Genomic DNA, 24,017 nt, shown 5'->3' with positions numbered 1-24,017 from the left:
ATCCGAAGCCGGCGTATGTGCTCTCTTTGTTGATTATCCGACTGCTTCCTCTGATTCCTCTGTCGATTTGGAGACGGTCCCGTTGCCTGAGCCCCAGAGTGATGTCGCAGTCGTCGGCTCCCCCTGGATCCTCTCCGGGCACACCGGCCCCGCCCTGCGGGCGTGGGCGCGGCGACTCCACGATCACCTCACCACTCATCCGCTGCTGCGGCCCGAGGACATCGGCCACACGCTGGCGACGGCCGGTCCGGCGGCGGCACACCGTGCGGCGGTGCTCGGGTCGGACCGGGAGGGCCTCCTGCGGGGGCTCGACGCGGTGGCCCGCGACGAGGAGCGCCCCGGGGTCGTCCGGGGCACGGCGACCGCGGCGGCCGGCGGCGTGGTGTTCGTCTTCCCGGGGCAGGGCACCCAGTGGCCCGGCATGGCGGCGGACCTGCTGACGTCCTCCCCTGTCTTCCGGCGGTCCATGGACGCGTGCGCCGAGGCGTTCGCGCCACACGTCGACTGGACACCGGAGGCAGTGCTGCGGGGCGCGCCGGGCGCGCCGCCGCTGGAGGGGACGGACGTGGTGCAGCCGACGCTGTTCGCCGTCATGGTGGGGCTGGCCGCCATGTGGCGGTCGCGTGGCGTCGAGCCGTCGGCCGTCGTGGGGCACTGCATCGGGGAGATGGCCGCCGCGCACGTGGCCGGCGCACTGTCGCTGCCCGACGCGGCACGCGTGGTGATCGGATGCGGCCGGGCGCAGACGACGATGGCGGGCTCGGGCACCCTGCTCGCGGTGGCCTGGCCCGAGGACCAGCTCGCCCCCCTGCTGCGGCGCTGGCCCGGCAGGCTCGCGATCGCCGCCGTCAACGGCCCCATGGCGACCGTCGTCTCCGGGGATCGGCAGGCGACGGAGGAGCTGAGGGAGGAGCTCACACGGGCCGGGGTCCGGGCTCGCGGGGTGGCGATCGACATCGCCGCGCACTCCCCGTTCGTCGACTGTCTCAAGGACGACATCCTCGGTCTGTTGGGCTCCGTGACCGCGGGGCCCGCGCAGGTGCCCTTCCACTCCTCCGTCACCGGGGGGCCGCTGGAGACGACGGGCCTCGACGCGGCGTACTGGCACCGCAACATCGCCTCGACGGTCCGGTTCGCGAGCGCGATGGCGGAGGTGCTGCGGCAGGGGAAGCGCTGTTTCGTGGAGCTGAGCCCGCACCCGACGCTGGCCATGTCCATGCAGGCCATCGCCGAGGAGGTGGTCGGCGGCGAGCGTGTCGTCATCGCCCCGACGCTGCATCGCGACCGCACCGGCATGGACGGCTTCCACGCCGCGCTGGCCGAACTGTATGTGCACGGCGCCCTGGATGACCACGCGGCGGCCTTCTCGGTGCCGGGCGGTCGGCGCGTCGAACTGCCCGCGGCCGCGGGACCCGGCGAGGCGGCGGAGGCCGGCGGCTCCCGCGGCCGCGACGACGCCACACGCTTCGGGGGTGCCTCGGCCGCCGCGAAAGCCGAGGTGTCCGACCCGCGCGCTCTGGTGGACGAGCTGGCCCCGCTCTCCATCGCGGAGCGGAAGCGGCGGTTGCGCGAGCTGGTCCGCGCGCAGGCGACCAGGGTGCTGGGGCGCGCGGGCGAGTCCGGGCCCGGGGCCGCTCCCGCCATCGCGGAGGACGAGACCTTCATCGCCTCGGGTTTCGACTCCGTGGCCGCGGTGGGGCTGCGGAACCGGCTCAACGACGCCACCGGACTCGTCCTGCCCTTCACCCTCGCCTTCGACCGCCCCACCCCCGCCGCGGTCGCCGACCATCTGCACGGCGCCCTCTTCGGGCGGCAGAGCCTCCTCGACGGGGACGCGGCCGGTCAGGGCGGCCCGCCGGGCGGGGATGCCGTGGAGGCGACCGTGGAGCCGATCGCCGTCATCGGCTTGGCCGGTCGCTTCCCCGGGGGCGCGGACACTCCCGAGGAGCTGTGGGACCTGGTGGTGGAGGGCACCGACGTGCTCTCCCCCTTCCCCACCGACCGCGGGTGGGACCCGGCGGAGTTCTACCACCCGGACCCGGCGCGGCACGGAAGGCACTATCAGCGCGAAGCCGGTTTCCTGCACGCCGCCGACCGGTTCGACGCCGAGTTCTTCGGGATCGCCCCGCGTGAGGCCGTGACGATGGACCCGCAGCACCGACTGCTGTTGGAGACCACGTGGGAGGTCTTCGAGCGGGCGGGCATCGACCCCCGGTCGTTGCGCGGGAGCCGCACCGGGGTGTTCGTCGGCGTCGCCCCGCTCGACTACAGCCCCCGTCTGCACCAGGCGGCGCAGGAGCTGGAGGGCTATCTGCTGACCGGCAACCTCGGCGCCGCGGCGTCCGGCCGGATCTCGTACGTCTTCGGCCTGGAGGGGCCGGCGCTGTCGGTGGACACGGCCTGCTCCTCGTCCCTGGTCGCGCTGCACCTGGCGGCCCGGGCACTGCGGTCGGGGGAATGCTCGCTGGCGCTGGCCGGCGGGGCCACGGTGCTCTCGACGCCCGGCTTGTTCATCGAGTTCTCGCGGCAGCGCGCCCTGTCGGCGGACGGCCGCTGCAAGGCGTACGCCGCCGCGGCGGACGGCACGGGGTGGGCGGAGGGCGCGGGGATGCTGCTGCTGGAGCGGCTCTCCGACGCCCGCCGGCTGGGGCATCGCGTCCTGGCCGTGGTGCGCGGCTCCGCCGTCAACCAGGACGGCGCCAGCAACGGTCTCACCGCCCCCAACGGCCCCTCGCAGCAGCGCGTCATCCGGGCCGCCCTGGCCGACGCCCGACTGTCGACCACCGACGTCGACGCGGTGGAAGGCCACGGCACGGGCACCAAGCTGGGTGATCCGATCGAGGCCCAGGCGCTGCTCGCGACGTACGGGCAGGACCGGCCGCGGGACCGGCCGCTGCTGCTGGGGTCCGTCAAGTCGAACATCGGGCACACCCAGTGGGCCGCGGGTGTCATCGGGGTCATCAAGATGGTGCAGGCCATCCGGCACGGCGTCCTGCCGCGCACGCTGCATGTGGACAAGCCCTCCGAGTACGTGGACTGGTCGGCGGGGGCGGTACGGCTGCTGACGGAGGCGGAACCGTGGCCGGAGACGGGACGCCCCCGGCGCGCGGGCGTGTCCTCCTTCGGGGTGAGCGGCACCAACGCCCATGTCATCCTCGAACAGGCGCCTCCCGAGGAGGCGGTGGGGCAGGAGCCGACCACTCCGCGCACCCTGCCGTGGGTGGTCTCGGCGAGGTCGCGCGCGGCGCTGCACGCTCAGGCGCGTAAGCTGCGCACCTTCCTGGCCGCCACCCCCGACGTGGAGCCGGTGGACGTGGGCCACGCGCTGGCCGTGGGTCGGTCCGCCCTCGAACACCGCGCTGTGATCATCGGCCGGGACCGCTCCGACCTCCTGCGCGGTCTGGACGCCCTCGCCTCCGGAGAGCCGACCGGCAGCGTGGTCACCGGCACGGCCGACGCCGCGGCCGGGTCCGGTCCGGCCGGTGGATCGGCCGACGCCGGGGGTCGGGTGGTCTTCGTCTTCCCCGGCCAGGGCGGTCAGTGGCCCGGGATGGGGCTGCGACTGCTGGAGACCTCCACCGTCTTCGCCGAGTCCATCGCCGCGTGTGACCAGGCGCTGGCGCCTCATGTCGACTGGGGACTGATCGACGTCCTGCACCGGCCGGCCGACGATCCGGTGTGGGACCGCGCGGACGTGGTCCAGCCGGTCCTGTTCTCCCTCATGGTCTCCCTCGCCAGGACCTACCAGTCCTACGGGCTGACGCCTGACGCTGTCGTCGGACACTCCCAGGGGGAGATCGCGGCCGCCCATATCGCGGGGGCCCTCACCCTCGACGACGCCGCCACCGTCGTCGCCCTCCGCTCCCGGACGCTCCAGGCACTGCGCGGCAAAGGCGGCATGGCCTCCGTCCTCCAACCCGCGGACACGGTTGCTCAGGTCCTGGCCCGACACTGGCCCGGGCGGCTGTGGGTCGCCGCCTTCAACGGGCCGGGCACCACCGTCGTCTCCGGCGACATCGACGCACTCGACGCGGCCCTCCGGCACTTCCAGGGGGGCGGCGTGCGGACCAGGCGGATTCCGGTCGACTACGCCTCCCACTGCCCCCACATCGACGCCGTCGAGGACCGACTCCTCGCCCAGCTCGCCACCCTCACCCCTCAGCCGCATCGGATCCCCTTCCACTCCACCGTCGACAACCGGCCCCTGGACGGGACGGAGCTGGACGGCGCGTACTGGTACCGGAACCTGCGGCAACCCGTCCGCTTCACCGACGCCGTCCACGCCCTCCACCGTCAGGGCCACGGCACCTTCATCGAGATCAGCCCCCACCCCACGCTCACCCCCGCCCTCCACGACACCACGGAACACGCCGCCAGCACCGACGCTGACGTCACCGAACACGCTGGCGTAGCCGAACAACCTGACGTCGCCGAGGGCGCGGAGGGCGCCGAGAGCGTCGACAGGCTCGTGCCAGCCGTCGTGATCAGCACCCTCCGCAGGAACGAGGACGACACCCGTCAGCTCCTCACGGCCCTCGCCCAGGCCCACGTTCACCACCACACCGTCGACTGGCGACACCACTACCGTCAGCGCCCCGACGCGCCCACCCCGCACCCCGTCGACCTCCCCACCTACGCCTTCCAACGACAGCGCTTCTGGCTGCACGGCGACGGCGGTGCCGGGCGCGGCGCCGCCGAGACCGAGGCACCTGTCCAGGGCCCGGCCACGGACGTCACGACCGGTCGCTTCTGGCAGGCCGTCGAGGGCGGGGACCCCGACACCGTGGCCGCTCTGCTCGGCGTCGATCGGGGCGCCTCGCTCGACGTGCTGGTGCCGGCCCTGTCGGCGTGGCGCGATGAGCGTCGCGACCAGGCCGTCACCGACGGCTGGACCTACCGCGATCTCTGGAAGCCGGTCAGCCTGGAGCAGGGTGCCTCGTCCGGCACCCGTCCACGGTCACCGGGCGGCAGTTGGTTGGTCGCCGTACCGGCACGTCAGGCCGACGGCCAGCTCGTCCGCGGCCTCCTCGACGGCCTGACCCGCCAGGGACTCTCCACCACCCCATTCGTCCTCGACGACACGGACGTCGACCCCACCCTCCTCGGCCGGCGGCTCGCCAGGGCGATCGCCGACGGGCACTTCCCTGTCGAGGGTGTGCTCTCGCTGCTGGCGCTCGACGAGACCCCGCATCCGCTCCATCCGGAGGTCCCTGCCGGCACCGCGCTGACTCTCGCGCTGATCCAGGCCCTGATCGACCGCGATGACGGAGCGGCACGGCTGTGGTGCCTCACCCGGGACGCGGTCGCCACCGGCCCCGGCGACCGTCTCGAACACCCCCTCCAAGCCATGGTCTGGGGCCTGGGGCGCACCACCGCCCTCGAACACCCCGAGCTGTGGGGCGGACTCATCGACCTGCCCGCCACCCTCACCGAAACGGGCCTGCGCCGCCTCGCCGCGGCCCTGTCCACCCACCACGACGAGAACGAGCTCGCCCTGCGCCGCACGGGCTTCCGCACCCGCCGCACCATCCGCGCCGCCACGAGCATCCCCTCGGTCGCCGCGGCGGGCGGCACCCGCTCCTGGACGCCTCGCGGCACCGTCCTCGTCACCGGCGGCACCGGAGCCATCGGTTCCCAGATCGCTCTGCGAATCGCCGAGCATCACCCCCACTGTCATCTGCTGCTGGTGAGCCGCCGCGGCGCCGCCGCGCCCGGAGCGGAGGCGCTGCGCGAGCGGATCACCGCCCTCGGCGCCGCCTCGACCATCGCCGCGTGCGACACCGCGGATCCCGAGGCCCTCGCCGACCTCCTCACCAGTATCCCCCCGGAACACCCCCTGACCGCGGTTATCCACAGCGCCGGCGTCCTCGACGACAACACGCTCAGCGCGCAGAGCCCGCGCCACCTCACGACGGTCCTCGGCCCCAAGTCGCATGCCGCGTACCATCTACACGCCCTCACCCGGGACCTCCCACTCGACGCCTTCGTCCTCTTCTCCTCGGTCGCGGCGCCGTTCGGCGCCGCGGGCCAGGCCAACTACGCCGCCGCCAACGCCTACCTCGACGCCCTCGCCCAGCACCGCCGGGCGCTGGGGCTGGCCGCGACCGCCATCGCCTGGGGCAACTGGGACGGCGAGGGACTGGCGAGCACCGACACGGCACAGGCGTACCTGCGCAGGCGGGGGTTTCCCCCCATGGCGCCGCGGTTGGCGCTGGCGGCTCTGGACCGGGCCGTCGTCTCGCCGCACGCCCAACTGGTCGTCGCCGATGTCGACTGGCGGAGGTTCCCGCCCGCCCCGCACACCCGCGATCTCGTGCCGGGCGGCTCACCTCGGGCGGCCGGCGCCTCCGGTGACGGTGGTGTGGTCGGCGGTGCCTTCGGTGACGGTGTGGTCGGCGGTGGCTCCGACCCCGTCGCGGAGCTGCGTTACCGGCTCGCTGGCCAGAGTTCCGCCGAGCGGCGCCATACGCTCCTGAACCTCGTCGGCTCCCACACGGCCGCCGTCCTCGGGCGCTCCGGTTCCGCGGAGGCGATCGCGACGGACCGGGCGTTCCGGGATCTCGGCTTCACCTCCGTCACCTCGATCGAGCTGCGGAACCGGCTGACCGCCGCCACCGGCCTGCGGCTGCCGACCACGCTGGCCTTCGACCATCCGACGCCCGACCGGCTCGCCACCCGTCTGCTCGCGGAGTTGACCGCACCGGCTGCCGAGGGCGCGGCCGGCGGGGCCGGCACCGACACACTCGACGTGGCCGGCGGCCGCACGACCGCGAAGCCCGGCACACTCGACGCGGCCGCCGGCGGCACGCTCGCAAAGCCCGGCACGCTCGACGCGGCGGGCACCGGCACGGTCGACGGATCCGGCGCCCTCCGCACGGACGGAACGCTCGACGGCTCCATCGCGATCATCGGCTGTGCCTGCCGCTACCCGGGGGGCGTCCGCTCCCCCGAGGATCTGTGGGCGTTCATCACCGCGCACCGGGACGCCGTCGGGGACTTCCCCACCGACCGTGGCTGGGACCTGGAGAGGCTCTTCGACCCGGACCCCGACCGGCGGGGCACCTCGTACAGCCGGCTGGGCGCCTTCCTCCACGACGCGGGACACTTCGACCCCGAGTTCTTCGGCATCAGCCCCCGCGAGGCGCTCGCCATGGATCCGCAGCAGCGGCTGCTCCTGGAGACGTCCTGGGAGGCCCTCGAACGGGCCGGAATCAACCCGCAGGACCTGCGATCGAGCCCGACCGGCGTGTTCACCGGCAGCAACGCGCAGGACTTCACCGCACAGCTGCGGCAGGCGCCACCGGGGCTGTCGGAGGGCTACGCCCTGACGGGCAGCAACAACAGCGTGGCCTCGGGACGTGTCTCGTACGTCCTCGGGCTGGAGGGTCCGGCGGTCACCGTCGACACCGCCTGCTCGTCCTCGCTGGTGGCGCTCCATCTGGCATGTCAGGCGCTACGAGCCGGTGAGTGCTCACTGGCGCTGGCGGGCGGGGTCACCGTGATGACCACTCCGTTCAACTTCGTCGAGTTCTCCCGTCAACGAGGACTGGCGCCGGACGGCCGGTGCAAGGCGTTCTCCGGCACCGCCGACGGCACCGGCTGGGGCGAGGGCGTGGGCATGGTGCTGGTCGAGCGGCTGTCCGACGCCCGGCGCAACGGCCATCGGGTACTGGCCGTGATCCGCGGCAGCGCGGTCAACCAGGACGGCGCCAGCAACGGCCTGGCCGCCCCGAACGGACCCGCGCAGCAGCGGGTGATCCGGGCCGCCCTGGCCGGCGCCGGAGTCACGGCCGCCGAGGTGGACGCGGTCGAGGCCCACGGGACGGGGACGACGCTCGGCGACCCGATCGAGGCGCAGGCCCTGCTGGCCACGTACGGGCAGGACCGCCCGGCGGAGCGACCGCTGTGGCTGGGCACGGTCAAGTCCAACATCGGCCACACCCAGTCGGCGGCCGGGATCGCCGGGGTCATCAAGATGGTGGCAGCGCTCCGGCACGGACTGCTGCCGCGCACCCTGCATGTGTCCGAGCCCTCCCCGCATGTGGACTGGTCGTCGGGGGCGGTGCGGCTGCTGACCGAGGACCAGCCGTGGCCGGACACGGGGCGACCGCGACGGGCGGGCGTCTCCTCGTTCGGGGTGAGCGGCACCAACGCCCACCTCATCCTGGAGCAGGCCCCGGCGTGGGCCGACACACGCACGGCGGCCACCACACCCCCGTCGCCGTCCCCGGCCGCGAACGCGGGTACGGATACGAGCACGGATGCGGCCGCGCACCCGGTCGCCTCCTCCGATCCGCTGACCCTTCCCTGGGCCCTGTCCGCCAGGTCCGAGGAGGCGCTGCGGGCTCAGGCCCGGCGGCTGCGCGCCCATCTTGCGGACCGCCCTGACCTCGACGTCGCCGACGTGGGGTGCTCCCTGGCCACGGGCCGGGCGCTGTTCGAGCACCGGGCCGTGCTCCTCGGCGCCGACCGCGACGACCTCCTGCACGCCCTCGACGCGCTGGCGACGGGTGAGCCGCACGGCGCGGTCGTCCGCGGCAGGGCCACGGGACGGGGGAAGCTGGCGTTCATCTGCTCGGGCCAGGGCACCCAGCGGCCGGGCATGGGCCTGGGCCTCTACCGTACGTCGACGGTCTTCGCCCGGGCGCTGGACGAGGTGTGCGCCCACCTGGACCCGCACCTGGATCGCTCGCTGCTGGAGGTGCTGTTCGCCGACGAGACGAGTGAGGTGTCGGCGCTGCTCCACCAGACCGTGTACACCCAGCCGGCGCTCTTCGCGGTGCAGACCGCGCTGCACCGGTTCGTCACCGAGGAGTTCGAGCTGACCCCCGACTACCTGGCCGGCCACTCCCTGGGTGAGCTCACCGCAGCCCACCTGGCGGGCATCCTCGACCTGCCCGACGCCGCGGCGCTCGTGGCGGCCCGCGCCCGCGCCATGCAGGGCCTTCCCCCCACCGGTGCCATGATCGCCGTCCAGGCCACCGAGGCGGAGGTGCGGCCCCGGCTGGCCGGCCTGGCGGACCGGGTCGACATCGCCGCCGTCAACTCGCCCTCCTCCCTGGTCATCGCCGGTGACCGCACCGCCGTCCACGATCTCGCCGAGTCCTTCCGCGCCCAGCGGCGGAAGGTCACCCCGCTCCAGGTCAGCGGCGCCTTCCACTCGCCCCACACGGACGCCCTCCGTCCCGAGATGGAGCGCATCGCCGCATCCCTCGCCTACCGCCGGCCGCACACACCGCTCGTCACCGGCGCGGAGGACGACGAGGACGACCGGGTGGACGCTCGCACCGACGGCCGGGACGAGGCTCCGTGGACGGCCGCGTACTGGGCCGTCCAGGCCCGGCGTACCGTGCACTTCGCACGGGCCGCCGAACGACTCCACGCCCGAGGTGTGACGACGTTCCTCGAGCTCGGTCCCGACACCACCCTCACCACCCTCGTCCACCACAACCTCGCCGAACACTCCCCCACCGTCGCCGCGCTCCTCCACCCGGAGCGGTGCGAGTCGCGCAGCGCCCTGACCGCGCTCGCCACCGTCCACGCCCATGGCGCGCGTGTGTCCTGGAACCGGCACTACGCACGACGACCGCAGCCGGCGCCGCGACAGGTCGAGCTGCCCACCTATCCCTTCCAACGCCGACGCTTCTGGCTGCAGGCCCCGGCCACGAGCGGCGATGTGACCGGCGCGGGGCTGGACGCGGCGGATCACCCGCTGCTCGGGGCCGCGATCGGTCTCGCCGAAGGTGCGGGCTGGCTGCTCACGGGACGGCTCTCGCCGCGCACGCACCCCTGGCTGGCCGACCACACCATCGGCGACGTCGTTCTGCTGCCCGGCACCGCCTTCGTGGAACTGGCGCTGCGGGCGGCGGCCCAGGTCGGCTGCGACCGGCTGGAGGAGCTGACCCTGCACACCCCTCTCCCCCTCGCCGACAGCGGTGAGGTGGTGCTCCAGGTGACGGTGGGCGCGTCCGACGACTCCGGGCGCCATGAGCTGAGCATCCACGCCCGCCCGGCCGACGACACCGAGGGCGAGGCGGGTTCGCCGACGACCGGCCGGTGGACGCGGCACGCCAGCGGCACCGTCACCGCGGCCGGTGGCGCCGCCCGTGCGACCGGTGCGCACGCCGAGCACCACGTCGGCCCGGCGGACGACGCGGTCCTCGGTGCGGCGGGCGCCGGAGCCTGGCCGCCGGTGGGCGCGGAGCCCCTGGACGTCTCCGAGCTGTACGAACGGTTCGCCGAGACGGGCTTCGTTTACGGACCGGCCTTCCAGGGGCTGCGCGCCGCCTGGCGGTACGGCGAGGAGACGCTGGCGGAGGTCTGCCTGCCGGAACAGCCGGCCGGGGAGGCGTCGCGGTTCGCGCTGCACCCGGCCCTGCTCGACGCGGCCCTGCAGACCATGTGGCTGGTGCCACCGCCGGGCACGGAGGCCGCCGCCCGGGGCGGACCGGAGCGCGGCCTCCCGTTCGCTTGGCAGGGGGTCTCCCTGCGGGCGGCCGGGCCGGCGGCACTGCGGGTCCGGCTGCGGCGGCTCGGCCCGGAGACGGTCGCCGTCACCGTCGCCGACGAGAGCGGCCACCTGGTGGCCTCGGTGGACTCGCTCACCATGCGGCCGGTGCCGCGGGAGGCCCTGCGGTCGCCCGACGCCGTCGTACGCGACGCGCTGTTCGGCGTGGACTGGGTCGACATCCCACTGCCGACAACGGCACCGACACCGACACCTACGCCTACACCTACGCCTACATCGACGCCGGCGGCGGGACGGTGGGTGCTGATCGGGACGGACGCCCTCGGGCTGGGCCGCGCACTCGCGGCGGCGAGCTTCGGTTCCCCCCACGACCGCCCGGATCTCGGCGTCTCTCCCGTCGACCGGCCGGGGGTCGACGCCTCGGCCGTCGCCGGTCGGACGGGCCGCGCGGAACCCGCGAAATCCGCGGACCTCACGGAACCGGCGGCCCTCGCCCGCTGCGCCGACCTGGACGACCTGCTGCGGGCCGTGGACGCGGGCGACCCCGTACCGGACGTGGTCATCGCGGTCTGCCCGCACCTGCCGGCCACCGCCGCGGGCCCGGTCGACTCCCGGCCCGCGGGCGAACGCGCCGAGGTCGAACGCCCGGCCCCCGGCGGGGCGTCCTGCGCGAACGACACCGCGGACGCGGCCGGGACCGTACGGGTGGGGACCCGGCAGGTGCTGGAGCTGCTCCAGCGGTGGCTGGGCGAGGAACGGCTGGCGGGCGCGCGGCTGGTGCTGGTCACCTCCGGGGCGGTGGCCGCCGGTCCCGTCGAGGATGTGACGGATCCGGCCGCCGCGGCCGTCTGGGGCCTGGTGCGCGTGGGCCAGACGGAGCAGCCGGACTGCTTCACCCTGCTGGACGTGGACGGTTCCGAGGGGTCCCGTGCCGCCCTCCTGGCCGCGCTCGGTCTCGAGGAGCCGCAGCTGGCCCTGCGCGACGGCCGTGCCCTGGCACCGCGCCTGGTGCGGCTGGGGGACGGCGCCGACGGTGTCCTCACCCTGCCGCGGCAGCCGGACGGCTGGCGGCTGGAGTGCCGCGGCTCGGCCAGCCTGGATGGTCTGTCCGCGGTGGGGTGTGACACGGCCGGTGTGGGGTTGGGAGCGTCGGAGGTGCGGGTGGCGGTACGGGCCGCGGGGGTCAACTTCCGTGATGTGCTGGTCGGTTTGGGGATGGTGGCGGGTCAGGGGGGTTTGGGAAGTGAGGGTGCTGGGGTCGTGCTCGAGGTGGGTACGGGGGTGTCCGATCTGCGTGTGGGGGATCGGGTGATGGGGGTGTTCGGTGACGCGTTCGGCCCGGTGGCGGTGGCCGAGCGGGCGTCGTTGGCGCGAGTGCCCGAGGGGTGGTCGTTCGCGGAGGCCGCGGCGGTGCCCGTGGTGTTCGCGACGGCGTACTACGGGTTGGTGGACCTGGCCCGGTTGGAGCCGGGCGAGTCGGTGTTGGTGCATGCGGCGGCCGGCGGGGTGGGCATGGCGGCTGTGCAGCTGGCGCGGCATCTGGGAGCCGAGGTGTACGCGACGGCCAGTCCCGGGAAGTGGCATGTGCTGCGGTCTCAGGGCATCCCGGATGACCGCATTGCTTCTTCTCGTACGTTGGAGTTCGAGGAGCGTTTCGCGTCGGCGGGTGGGGGCCGTGGGGTCGACGTGGTCCTCAACTGTTTGGCGGGGGAGTTGGTGGATGCGTCGTTGCGGTTGGTGGCTGGGGGTGGTGGTGGTCGGTTTTTGGAGTTGGGGAAGACGGATGTGCGGGATGCGGGGGTGGTGGGGCGGGAGTGTCCGGGGGTGGTGTATCGGGCGTATGACTTGTTGGAGGCGGGGCCTGGGCGGGTTGGGGAGATCGTGCGGGTGGTGTTGGGGTTGTTCGAGTGTGGTGTGTTGGGGGCGTTGCCGTTGAGTTGTTGGGATGTTCGTCGGGCTCCGGAGGCGTTTCGTCATCTTCAGCGGGCGCGGCATGTGGGGAAGAACGTGTTGGTGTTGCCGGTGGGGTGGGATGTGGAGGGGACGGTGTTGATTACGGGGGGTACGGGGGTGCTGGGTGGGGCTGTGGCGCGGCATCTGGTGGGTACGGGGCGGGTGCGGCGGTTGTTGTTGGTCAGTCGTCGTGGTGCGGAGGCGCCTGGTGTGGAGGGGTTGGTGGCCGAGTTGGCGGAGATGGGTGCTGAGGTGGTGGTGGCGGCGTGTGATGTGGGTGATCGTGGGGCGTTGGCGGAGTTGTTGGCGGGTGTTCCGGTGGAGCGTCCGTTGACCGCTGTGGTTCATGCGGCGGGTGTGTTGGAGGATGCCACGTTGGGTTCGTTGACCGTCGGCGGTCTGGAGGGGGTTCTGTCGGGGAAGGTGGATGGTGCCTGGCATCTGCATGAGTTGACTCGTCATCTGGATTTGGCTGCGTTTGTTCTGTTCTCTTCGGCGGCGGGTGTGATCGGTTCGCCGGGGCAGGGGAACTACGCGGCGGCCAATGCTTGTCTGGATGCTCTGGCTCAGCATCGGCGTGCTTGTGGGCTGCCGGGGATCTCCCTGGCCTGGGGGCTGTGGGAACAGGCCAGCGGGATGACCGGCCACCTCGACCACACCGACCAGAGCCGACTGGGCCGCCTCGGCATCAAGCCGCTCACCACCGGGCAGGCACTGGCGCTCTTCGACGCGGCCCTCGACCATCACCGCCCGCTCGTCGTCCCCGCACGTCTCGACGTTCCGCGTGCGCGGGCCGACTCCCAACCGATGCCGGCGATGTACCGGGGTCTGGCCGGCCAGACCACGCGCCGGGCGGGGCCGACGGCGGACGCCGGGCCTGCGGCCCTGCGCGCCCGGCTCGGCGACCACGACGCGGCGGAGCAGATCGAGATCCTGCTCGCGCTGGTCCGCTCGCACGCCGCGGTCGTCCTGGGGCACAACGAGCCCGAGGCCGTCCATCCCGAGTCCCCCTTCCGTAGCCTCGGTTTCGACTCCCTCACGGCCGTCGAGCTCCGGAACCGGCTCAACACCGCCACCGGTCTCCGACTCCCCGCGACCCTCACCTTCGACCACCCCACCCCCGCCGAGCTGGCCGCATACGTCAAGGAACAGGTGGTGCCCAACGGCGTGGACACGGTAGCCCCCGTGCTGGCGGAGCTGGACCGCCTGGAAGCGGCTCTCTCCCGCGTGGACGAGGACGACGACGCCCGGTCCCGGGTGACCGTCCGGCTGCAGTCCCTGCTGCTGCGATGGAACGAGTCCGGCGGCACGGCCCGCCCCGGCGACAGTCACAACGACAACAACAGGGACACGGACAGGGACACGGACAGGGCGGACCGGCTGGCCTCGGCGACGGCCCTGGAGGTCCTGGACTTCATCAAGAACGACCTCGGTCTGTCCTGAGCGCTGTCCCTGCACTGTCCCTGATGCTGTCCCCGCGCACTGTTCTGCGCTTGCTCTGAGCGCTGTTCCGAGCGTCGCCCCTGAGCCTCTGTCCCGGATCTCTCAGCCCCGAATCTCAGACCTGAACCTGAGACCTGAATCTCAGAACTGAATCTCAGAACTGAATCTCACCAGCCCTGATCCTGTGCCTTGCGCCTCGGTCTGAAGCCCGACCTGAGCTCGCTCCTGAGGCGACAAGGCCGACCTTCGGAACTCCCCAGACGCCCAGCCCGTGTCCAAGGACACGCAAGGAAGTGATCCCGTGGTCAACGAAGACGAGCTCCTCGGCTATCTGAAGCGGGTGACCGCGGATCTGGACCGGACTCGGCGCCGCCTTTACGAGATCACAGAGCGGGAGCAGGAGCCCATCGCCATCGTCGGAATGGCATGTCGTTTCCCCGGCGGGGTGCGCTCGGCCGAGGACTTCTGGCGCCTCATCGCATCGGAGACGGACGCGATCGGCGACTTCCCCACCGACCGTGGCTGGGATGCCGAGCGGCTGTACCACCCGGATCCGGACCATCCCGGTACCTGCTACACCCGCCATGGCGGCTTCCTCTACGACGCAGCCGACTTCGACGCCGACTTCTTCGAGACATCGCCGCGCGAAGCCTCGGCGATGGACCCACAGCAGCGGCTGCTCCTGGAGGCCGCCTGGGAGACCTTCGAGAACGCCGGCATCGATCCGGCCTCCCTGCGCGGCAGCCGGACGGCCGTGTTCACCGGCATCAACCCGCCGGACTACCCCGTCGGGCACGCCCCACACCCCCCGGAGGCGGCGGAGGGGTTCATCGTCACCGGAAGCGCCGCGAGCATCGCCTCGGGGCGCATCTCCTACACCTTCGGCCTCGAAGGTCCCGCCGTCACCGTCGACACCGCCTGCTCGTCCTCGCTCGTCGCCCTCCACCTGGCCTGCCAGGCGCTGCGAGCCGACGAATGCTCCATGGCCCTGGCCGGCGGCGTGGCGATCATGTCCACTCCCCGCCTCCTGGTGGAGTTCTCTCGGCAGCGGGGGTTGTCGGTGGATGGTCGGTGTAAGGCGTTCGGGGCGGGGGCGGATGGGACGGGGTGGTCTGAGGGTGTGGGGTTGTTGTTGGTGGAGCGGTTGTCTGATGCGCGGCGGTTGGGGCATCGGGTGTGGGGGGTGGTGCGGGGGAGTGCGGTCAATCAGGACGGGGCGAGTAATGGGTTGACGGCGCCGAATGGTCCGTCGCAGCAGCGGGTGATTCGGGCGGCGTTGGCCAGTGCGCGGGTGGGTGGTGGGGATGTGGATGTGGTGGAGGGGCATGGGACGGGGACGGTGTTGGGTGATCCGATCGAGGCGCAGGCGTTGTTGGCGACGTATGGCCGGGATCGGTCGGTGGGGTGTCCGTTGTGGTTGGGGTCGGTGAAGTCGAACATCGGGCACGCTCAGGCGGCCGCTGGTGTGGGTGGGGTCATCAAGATGGTGATGGCGATGCGGTACGGGGAGTTGCCGCGTACGTTGCATGTGGATGAGCCGTCGCCACACGTGGACTGGTCGGCGGGCGCGGTGCGGCTGCTGACCGAGGCGGTGCCGTGGCCGGAGACGGGGCGACCCAGGCGGGCCGGTGTGTCGTCGTTCGGGGTGAGCGGCACCAACGCACACGTCATCCTCGAACAGGCACCGGTGGTGGAAGAGCCCGCGGCGGATGAGAGTAAGGGTGCGGGTGCGGGGTGGGTGTTGCCGTGGGTGGTGTCGGCGAAGTCCGAGCCGGCGTTGCAGGCACAGGCGCGGCAGTTACATGAGCATGTGCTGGCACGACCGGAGCTGAGTCTGCCGGCTGTCGGTCATGCCTTGGAGACCGGGCGTGCACGTTTCGCTCATCGTGCGGTGTTGTTGGGCCCGGACCGGGAGGGATTCCAGCGCGGGCTGGACGCCCTGGCTTCGGGTGCGGAGGACTCATCGGTCGTTCGCGGTGTGGCTACGGGTGCCGGGAAGCTGGCGTTCCTGTGTTCCGGGCAGGGCACCCAACGCCCCAGGATGGGCGCGGAACTATACGAGGCGTTCCCGCTGTTCGCGGAGGCGCTGGATCAGGCGTGTGGGCACCTGGACCCGTACCTGGAGCATCCGCTACGAGATGTCCTGTTCGGCCGATCCGATGAGACGGCTGGGCTCCTGAACCAGACCGGATACACCCAGCCGGCTCTGTTCGCCCTGCAAGTCGCCCTCCATCGTCTGGTCACCGACGGGTACGGGCTCAGCCCGCACTTCTACGCCGGGCACTCCCTGGGGGAGATCACCGCCGCCCACCTGGCCGGCATCCTCACCCTCCCCGACGCCGCACGACTGATCACCACCCGCGCCCGACTCATGCAAACCCTCCCCCCAACCGGCGCGATGACCGCCATCCACGCCACCACCGAGGAAATCGAAGAACACCTGGCAGGACGAGAGCACCAGGTATCCCTTGCCGCGATCAACACCCCCACCTCCCTCGTCATCAGCGGCGACCGCGACATGGTCGAGGAGATCGCCGAACAGTTCCGCTCCCAAGGCCGGAAGGTCACCCCACTCCAGGTCAGCGCAGCCTTCCACTCCCCCCACATGGACACACTCCTCCACGAGCTACACGACACCGCGCGCGCCCTCACCTACCACCCACCCCACACCCCTCTCATCACCGCCGACCCCGACGGGGGCGACCCCACCACTACCCACACCGCCCTCGCCCACCTCCACACCCACGGACACCCCACCACCTGGCACCACCCCACACACCAACCCACCACCCCCCACCACACCGACCTCCCCACCTACCCCTTCCAACACCAGCGCTACTGGATCCACCCGTCCGAGCCACGTGGCGGCCTGGTCGACTCCGCGCCTTCACCCGCCCCCGTGGGCCCGTCGGCGAGTGCGGCCCTCCGCCGGAAGCTGGCGAGGCTGACCCCCGACGAGCAGCGGCAGGCCCTCCTGGAGGTCGTCCGCTCCCACATCGCGGCCGTTCTCGGGCACCGAGGCACCGAGACCATCCACGCCGAGCGCGCGTTCAAGGAACTCGGCTTCGACTCATTGACCGCTGTCCAACTCCGTAATCGTCTGTGCGACACCACGGGCCTGGCCCTGCCCTCGACCGTCGTCTTCGACCACCCGAACCCCACGGCACTCGTACAGCTGGTGTGGAGTCAACTCCTGGGCTCGCACGGCGAGACAGTGAGCCACCTCGCCCAAACGGCTGTCGATGTGGGCGAGCCCATCGCCATCATCGGCATGGCGTGCCGCTACCCGGGGGACGTGCGGTCGGCGGAACAGCTCTGGGACCTCCTCGCGTCTGGCCAGGACGCCGTTTCCGGTTTTCCGACCGATCGCGGCTGGGATGTGGAGGAGCTCTACCACCCGGATCCCGACCACTTCGGAACGTCGTACACGCGGCAGGGAGGCTTTCTCCACCATGCGGCGGACTTCGACGCCGACTTCTTCGGTGTCAGCCCGCGCGAAGCCCTTGCCATGGACCCCCAACAGCGGCTCCTTCTTGAGACCTCCTGGGAGGTCTTCGAACGGGCCGGTGTCGATCCCTCATCCGTACGTGGAAGCCGGACCGGGATCTTCGCCGGAGTGGCGTACCACGACTACGCGCAGCGCTTCCCCACCGCTCCGGAGGGCTTCGAGGGGTACATCGTCCACGGCAGCGCGGGCAGCGTCGCCTCGGGGCGTGTCGCCTACACCTTCGGGTTGGAAGGCCCCGCCGTCACCGTGGACACCGCCTGCTCGTCGTCGCTGGTCGCGCTGCACCTGGCCTGTCAGGCGCTCCGCTCCGGCGAGTGCACCATGGCCCTGGCCGGCGGCGTCACCGTCATGTCGATGCCCACGGCCTTTGTCGAATTCTCCCGGCAACGCGGGCTGGCTCCGGACGGCAGGTGCAAGGCGTTCTCCTCGGCGGCGGACGGGACCGGCTGGGGCGAGGGCGTGGGCATGGTCCTGGTGGAGCGACTCTCCGACGCGCAGCGGCTGGGGCATCGGGTCCTGGCCGTCGTACGAGGAACCGCCGTCAACCAGGACGGGGCGAGCAACGGGCTCACGGCCCCGAACGGACCTTCCCAGCAGCGGGTCATCCGGCAGGCACTCGCCAATGCCGAGCTGGAGCCGGACGCGATCGACGCGGTGGAGGGGCACGGGACGGGGACGACGCTAGGCGACCCGATCGAGGCTCAGGCCCTGCTCGCCACATACGGGCAGGACCGACCCGCGGACCGGCCACTCTGGCTCGGCTCGATGAAGTCGAACATCGGGCATGCGCAGGCGGCCGCTGGTGTGGGTGGGGTCATCAAGATGGTGATGGCCATGCGGCGGGGCGTGCTGCCGCGTACGTTGCATGTGGATGAGCCGTCGCCGCATGTGGACTGGTCGGCGGGCGCGGTGCGGCTGCTGACCGAGGCGGTGCCGTGGCCGGAGACGGGTCGGCCGCGGCGTGCAGGTGTGTCGTCGTTCGGGGTGAGCGGCACCAACGCACACGTCATCCTCGAACAGGCACCGGTGGTGGAGGAGCCCGCGGCGGGCGAGAGTGAGGGTGCGGGTGCGGGGTGGGTGTTGCCGTGGGTGGTGTCGGCGAAGTCCGAGCCGGCGTTGCAGGCACAGGCGCGGCGGTTACGGCAGTACCTCGCTTCTGTCTCCGAGCCGCAGGACCTGAACAGCATCGGTCACACGCTCGCCACCGGCCGTGCTCTCTTCGAGCACCGAGCGGTCCTCCTGGGCCCGGACCGGGAGGGGTTCCTTCGTGGGCTGGATGCTCTGGCGTCGGGTGCGGAGGACTCATCGGTCGTTCGCGGTGTGGCTACGGGTGCCGGGAAGCTGGCGTTCCTGTGTTCCGGGCAGGGCACCCAACGCCCCGGGATGGGCGCCGAACTGTACGAGGCGTTCCCGCTGTTCGCGGAGGCGCTGGATCAGGCGTGTGGGCACCTGGACCCGTACCTGGAGCATCCGCTACAAGACGTCCTGTTCGGCCGAACCGATGAGACGGCTGGGCTCCTGAACCAGACCGGATACACCCAGCCCGCCCTGTTCGCCCTGCAAGTCGCCCTCCATCATCTGGTCACCGAGGAGTACGGGCTCAGCCCGCACTTCTATGCCGGGCACTCCCTGGGGGAGATCACCGCCGCCCATCTGGTGGAACTGCGCAACCGACTGCGCACGGCGACCGGACTCGCGCTGCCCACCACCCTGATCTTCGACTACCCCAACCCCACCACACTCGCCCACTATCTGCGGGGGGAGTTTCCGGATCTCGTCGAGACCGATTCCGAAGGATCCGGCTCGTGCTCCATTCCGGATTCCGGAGACTCGGGCGAGGAAAACGAGCTCCGCGCGGCTGTGGCCTCCATTCCCGTGTCCACGCTTCGACGGGCAGGTCTGTTGGAAGCCTTGCTGGGACTCGCTGACAACGAAAAGAAGAGCCTCGCTCCGCGCTGGCAGGGAAAGTCGGACGTGATCGATTCCATGGACGTCGACAGTCTCATTCAGATCGCCATGGGAGACTCCGAATCGTGATCCGTCCCGAAAAGGGAGGAACCGGTTCGGTGCACCCCCCGGAGGGAAACGGCGGCCGGGTTCTTCGCGTCGTTCGCCGCTGACATTCCCGCCAGAACTCAAGTCATGGACGAGCCGGTTCTCGCACTATGTCTGCGTACCCCGGCCACATGGATGATTCGAGGAGATCGATGTGACGCACAGGCATTCTCCCGGTGGAGCCGAAGTCGGCGCCATGTACGACCAGCTGCAGTCCTTTTCGGAGCACCTCTACGCGGGGAAGAACATCCACTTCGGATACTGGACGGACTCGCAGGATGGCAGCAGCCCTCTGGAAGCCCAGGACAGGCTCACCGACATGATGGTGGAACGAGTGCCGCTCACCTCGGCCGGTCGCTTCCTGGACATCGGATGTGGGGTGGGTGGCCCGGCGGTGCGCTATGTACGAGCCACGGGCGCCTACCTCGCCGGCGTGAACGTCAGCGCCTGCCAGATCGCGGCATGCGAGGAGCTGGCGCGCAGTGAACAACTGCATGAACGGATGGAATTCCACCTGGCGGACGCCACGGAAAAGCTGCCGTTCGACGATGCGTCGTTCGACGCCGCCTGGGCCCTGGAAAGCTTCCCACACATGGACCGGGCCGCCGCGCTGCGGGAGATCTCCCGTGTGCTGCGCCCCGGATCCCGGTTGGCTCTGACGGACATTCTCCGGCCGCGGGAGAGCGCCACGGGGCTGGACGACGTCATGAAAGAAGTGCGGCGACAGTGGATGATCACCCTTGTCAGCCAAGGGGAGCTGCTGGGACTTCTGGACGGCGCGGGATTCGATCTCGTGGAGCTGCTCGACATCCAGGCGAACACCGAACGGAATGGCGAACTCGTCGCCCAGCAACTCCGAGAGACCTATGGCGAGGAAGCGATGGAGGATCTTCCGGGTGCCGCAGATGTACCAGGCGTCTATGTGATGGTCACCGCTGTCAAACGATGAGGTGTGCCCTCGACGGGATCCGATGACGCCCCCTCCACGAGTGGCGCGAAGCCAGAAAGCTGGAAAGTAAGAAGGCAAAAGGCAAGAAGGCAGCAGAAGGCAAGAAGGCAGCAGAAGGCAAGAAGGCAAGGAGGAGTGCAGGCGCGATGGTGCAGCGAACCGACGTCATACCCCCTGTGTTGTGGATGCTCTCGGCCGCGGACCAGAACGCGCTGGCAGCCCGGGCGAGTCGTCTTGAGCGGTATCTCACCCACGAGCCGGACTGGCGGCCGGAGGACGTGGGACGCACCCTCGCCAGGACCCCGCTCGACGGAGGAACACGCGCCGCGCTGGTCGCGGACGACCGCGAGGGCTTCCTGGAACGGCTGGCGGCGCTCGCCGAGGGCCGCGGGGCGCCCGGACTGGTCGAGGGTGAGGGCGCCGGAGGCCCGGTGGCGTTTGTGTTCCCCGGGCAGGGCGCCCAGTGGCCGGGCATGGGGGAGGAACTGCTCGGCTTCTCGAAGGTGTTCCGTGGTCGGATGGACGACTGCGCCCAGGCGCTTGAGACGTTCACCGACTGGTCCCTGATGGATGTGGTACGCGGCGCCCCCGGCGCACCGGGCATGGAGCGGGTGGATGTCGTCCAGCCCGTGCTGTTCGCCGTGATGGTGTCCCTGGCGGCACTGTGGGAGGACTACGGCGTTCGGCCGGACGCGGTGCTCGGCCACAGCATGGGTGAGGTGGCCGCGGCCGCCGTCTCCGGCGCCCTCTCGCTGGAGGACTCCGCCCGGGTGGTCGCGCTGTGGAGCCAGGCGCAGGCGACGCTGGCGGGGCGCGGGGAGATGATCTCGGTTCTGGCGTCCGCCGACGAGGTCGAGCCGTTGCTGGACCGCTGGGGTGGTCGCCTGGTGATCGCCGCAGTCAACGGCCCCGGCTCGCTGATCGTCTCCGGCGACGCCACGGCCGCGGAGGAACTGCTGTCGGCGCTCCCCGCCGTGGGCGTGCGTGCCCGGAAGATCGCGGTGGGGCTCGCCGCGCACTCCCCGCAGGTCGACGACATCGTCCCGCGGCTGCGCGCGGACCTGGAGCCGATCCGGTCGCGCACGGCGAGGGTCCCGTACTACTCGGCCCTCCACGGCGAGCTGCTCCCGGCCCCGCGGCTCGACGCCGACTACTGGTGTCGCAACCTGCGTAACACCGTACGGTTCGAGCAGGCCGCCCAGGCCGTGCTGCGGGACGGGTACGGGATCCTGCTGGAGGTCAGCCCGCACACCGTACTCACCTCCGCGATGCAGGCATGCGTGGAGGCACGCGGCGGCCGCGCCCTGGTCTGTGGGACGCTGCGCCGCGACCAGGGCGGCGCCGCGCGGTTTCTCACCTCGCTCGGCGAACTGTGCGCCCACGGTGTCGCCGCCGACTGGGAAGCGGTCCTCGCCGAACACGGCGGATGTGCCGTCGAGCTGCCCCTCGAGCCGGGCCCGGCGAGCGAGCCCACGAGCGGGCCGGCCGGGATTTCGCCGCGGGACCGGCTGGCCGGGTTGTCGGCGCGCGAGCGGCGCGCGGCGCTCCGGGCGCTGGTGGGGCGGGAGGTGGCGGCGGTGCTGGGTCGGCCGGGCGCGGTGCCCGAGGGCCGGTGGTCCGTCTCCTTCGCCGAGCTGGGCCTGGACTCCGTGACGGCGGTGGAACTGCGGAACCGGATCGGCGCGGCGGCGGGTCTGTCGCTGCCGGCCACGGTGGTGTTCGACCATCCGACTCCGGAGACGCTGGCGGACTTCCTCTCTGCCGAACTGACGGGCGTCGGCCCGGACACCGTCAGGGAGCCGGTGCGGGCGGTCGTCACCGATACGGCTGATCCGGTGGCGATCGTGGGAATGGCGTGCCGCTACCCCGGAGGTGTGTCCAGTCCCGAGGAACTGTGGCGGCTGGTCGCCGACGGCACGGACGCCGTGACGGCGTTCCCGGACAACCGCGGCTGGGACGTCGCCGGGGCGTACCACCCCGAACCGACCGCCCAGGGTCGCTACTACCAGCGGGAAGCGGGATTCCTGCACGACGTGGACCAGTTCGACGCCGCGTTCTTCGGCATCTCGCCGCGGGAGGCGCTGGCGATGGACCCGCAGCAGCGACTGCTGCTGGAGACCTCCTGGGAGGCGATCGAGCGGGCGGGGATCGACGTGCCGTCGCTGCGGGGCAGCCGGACCGGGGTGTTCGTCGGCGCGATGACCATGGACTACGGCCCCCGTCTGGACGAGGGCTCCGAAGCCGGCGGTCATCTGCTGACCGGCAACACCGGCAGCGTCGCGTCCGGCCGGCTGGCCTTCACCCTGGGGCTGGAGGGGGCGGCGATCACCGTCGACACCGCGTGCTCCTCGTCCCTGGTGGGACTGCACCTGGCCGTCCAGGCGCTGCGGCGGGGCGAGTGCGGGCTGGCGCTCGCCGGAGGGGCGACCGTCATGTCCACGCTGGGCATGTTCGTGGAGTTCTCCCGGCAGGGCGCTTTGGCTCCCGACGGCCGGTGCAAGGCGTTCGGTGCCGGGGCCGATGGTTTCGGCCTCGCCGAGGGCGTGGGCATGCTGCTGCTGGAACGGCTGTCCGACGCCCGGCGCAACGGCCATCCGGTGCTCGCGCTGGTGCGGGGATCGGCGGTCAACCAGGATGGTGCCAGCAATGGTCTGTCGGCGCCCAACGGGCCGTCGCAGCGGAGGGTGATCCAGGAGGCGTTGGCGAATGCGGGGGTGTCGGCTTCGGACGTCGATGTGGTGGAGGCGCATGGGACGGGCACCAGGCTGGGCGATCCCATCGAGGCGCAGGCGCTGCTGTCGGCTTACGGGCAGGGCCGCCCCGCCGACCGGCCGCTGTGGCTGGGGTCGCTGAAGTCCAACATCGGCCACACCCAGGCCGCGGCCGGTGTGGCCGGTGTGATCAAGATGGTGGAGGCGCTCCGCCACGGGGCGCTCCCGCGGACGCTGTACGCCGACAGTCCCTCGCCGTACGTGGACTGGTCCTCCGGCGCGGTCAGGCTGCTCGACGAACCGAGGGCCTGGCCGCGGAACGGACGGGTGCGCAGGGCCGGCGTGTCGTCCTTCGGCATCAGCGGCACCAACGCCCACGTGATCCTGGAGCAGGCACCGCCGGAGCCCGACGCCCCCACGGTCGAGGAACCGGACCGGGCGGCGGTGCTCGCTCCGGACGTGCTGCCGTGGGTGCTCTCCGCGAAGACGGAGGAGGCACTCCGGGAGCAGGCCCGTCGGCTGCTCCGCACCATGCTGGCCGAGTCCGCGTCGCGCCGCGAGGACGTGGCGAGTTCCCATGCCACCACACGGACACGGCACCATCACCGTGCGGAGGTGGGCGGGGACGGGGGCGGCTGAACGGTCGGGTGGACGGCGCACGGAAGCCGATCCCGACACGCGGCGGCGCCGTCGCGCGTCCGTACGAAAGGAGCCGGTTCGCCGGCTCCTTTCGTTTCGGCTGTCATTCGGCTGTCGTTTCGGCTTTCGTGTCGGTCGTCGGTCGTCGGTCGTTGTTCGGTCGTGGGAGGGGGAGTGCCCACGGGTTCCCCGATTCACTCCCGTCATGGCGAACGGCCCGCTCACCGCCGAGAGACGCGTGGCGGTGAGCGGGCCGTTCACGGGTCCTGGACGGTGACGGGCCAGGGGGGG

General features: G+C 71.8%; 2 protein-coding genes and 2 pseudogenes. All 4 read left to right on the top strand.

Translation table 11 applies throughout. The annotated features are described in order from the left end of the window. Positions 1 to 82: 82 nt before the first annotated feature. The gene (locus tag CD790_RS36125; RefSeq protein ID WP_260867806.1) at positions 83 to 13,864 is read left to right on the top strand and encodes a type I polyketide synthase; all 13,782 of its coding nucleotides are present in this window, start codon (positions 83 to 85) and stop codon (positions 13,862 to 13,864) included. 331 nt (positions 13,865 to 14,195) lie between these two features. Further along, a pseudogene (locus CD790_RS23335) lies at positions 14,196 to 19,409 on the top strand (beta-ketoacyl synthase N-terminal-like domain-containing protein); the annotation flags it as partial. Positions 19,410 to 19,623: 214 nt separating this feature from the next. After that, the gene (locus tag CD790_RS23330; protein WP_144385262.1) at positions 19,624 to 20,376 is read left to right on the top strand and encodes a cyclopropane-fatty-acyl-phospholipid synthase family protein; all 753 of its coding nucleotides are present in this window, start codon (positions 19,624 to 19,626) and stop codon (positions 20,374 to 20,376) included. 146 nt (positions 20,377 to 20,522) lie between these two features. Further along, positions 20,523 to 23,711 (top strand): annotated as a pseudogene (locus tag CD790_RS23325) (beta-ketoacyl synthase N-terminal-like domain-containing protein); the annotation flags it as partial. Positions 23,712 to 24,017: the final 306 nt, after the last annotated feature.

It is taken from the genome of Streptomyces sp. SAJ15 (genome assembly GCF_007595705.1).
GTDB lineage: Bacteria > Actinomycetota > Actinomycetes > Streptomycetales > Streptomycetaceae > Streptomyces.
The sequence above is the reverse complement of the archived record's forward strand: the minus strand, read 5'-3'. Positions and strand labels throughout refer to the sequence as shown.

Bases quoted from the DNA above. Each gene is read 5' to 3' on its own strand.
- CD790_RS23330 (WP_144385262.1), top strand. From the start codon at position 19,624: ATGTACGACCAGCTGCAGTCCTTTTCGGAGCACCTCTACGCGGGGAAG.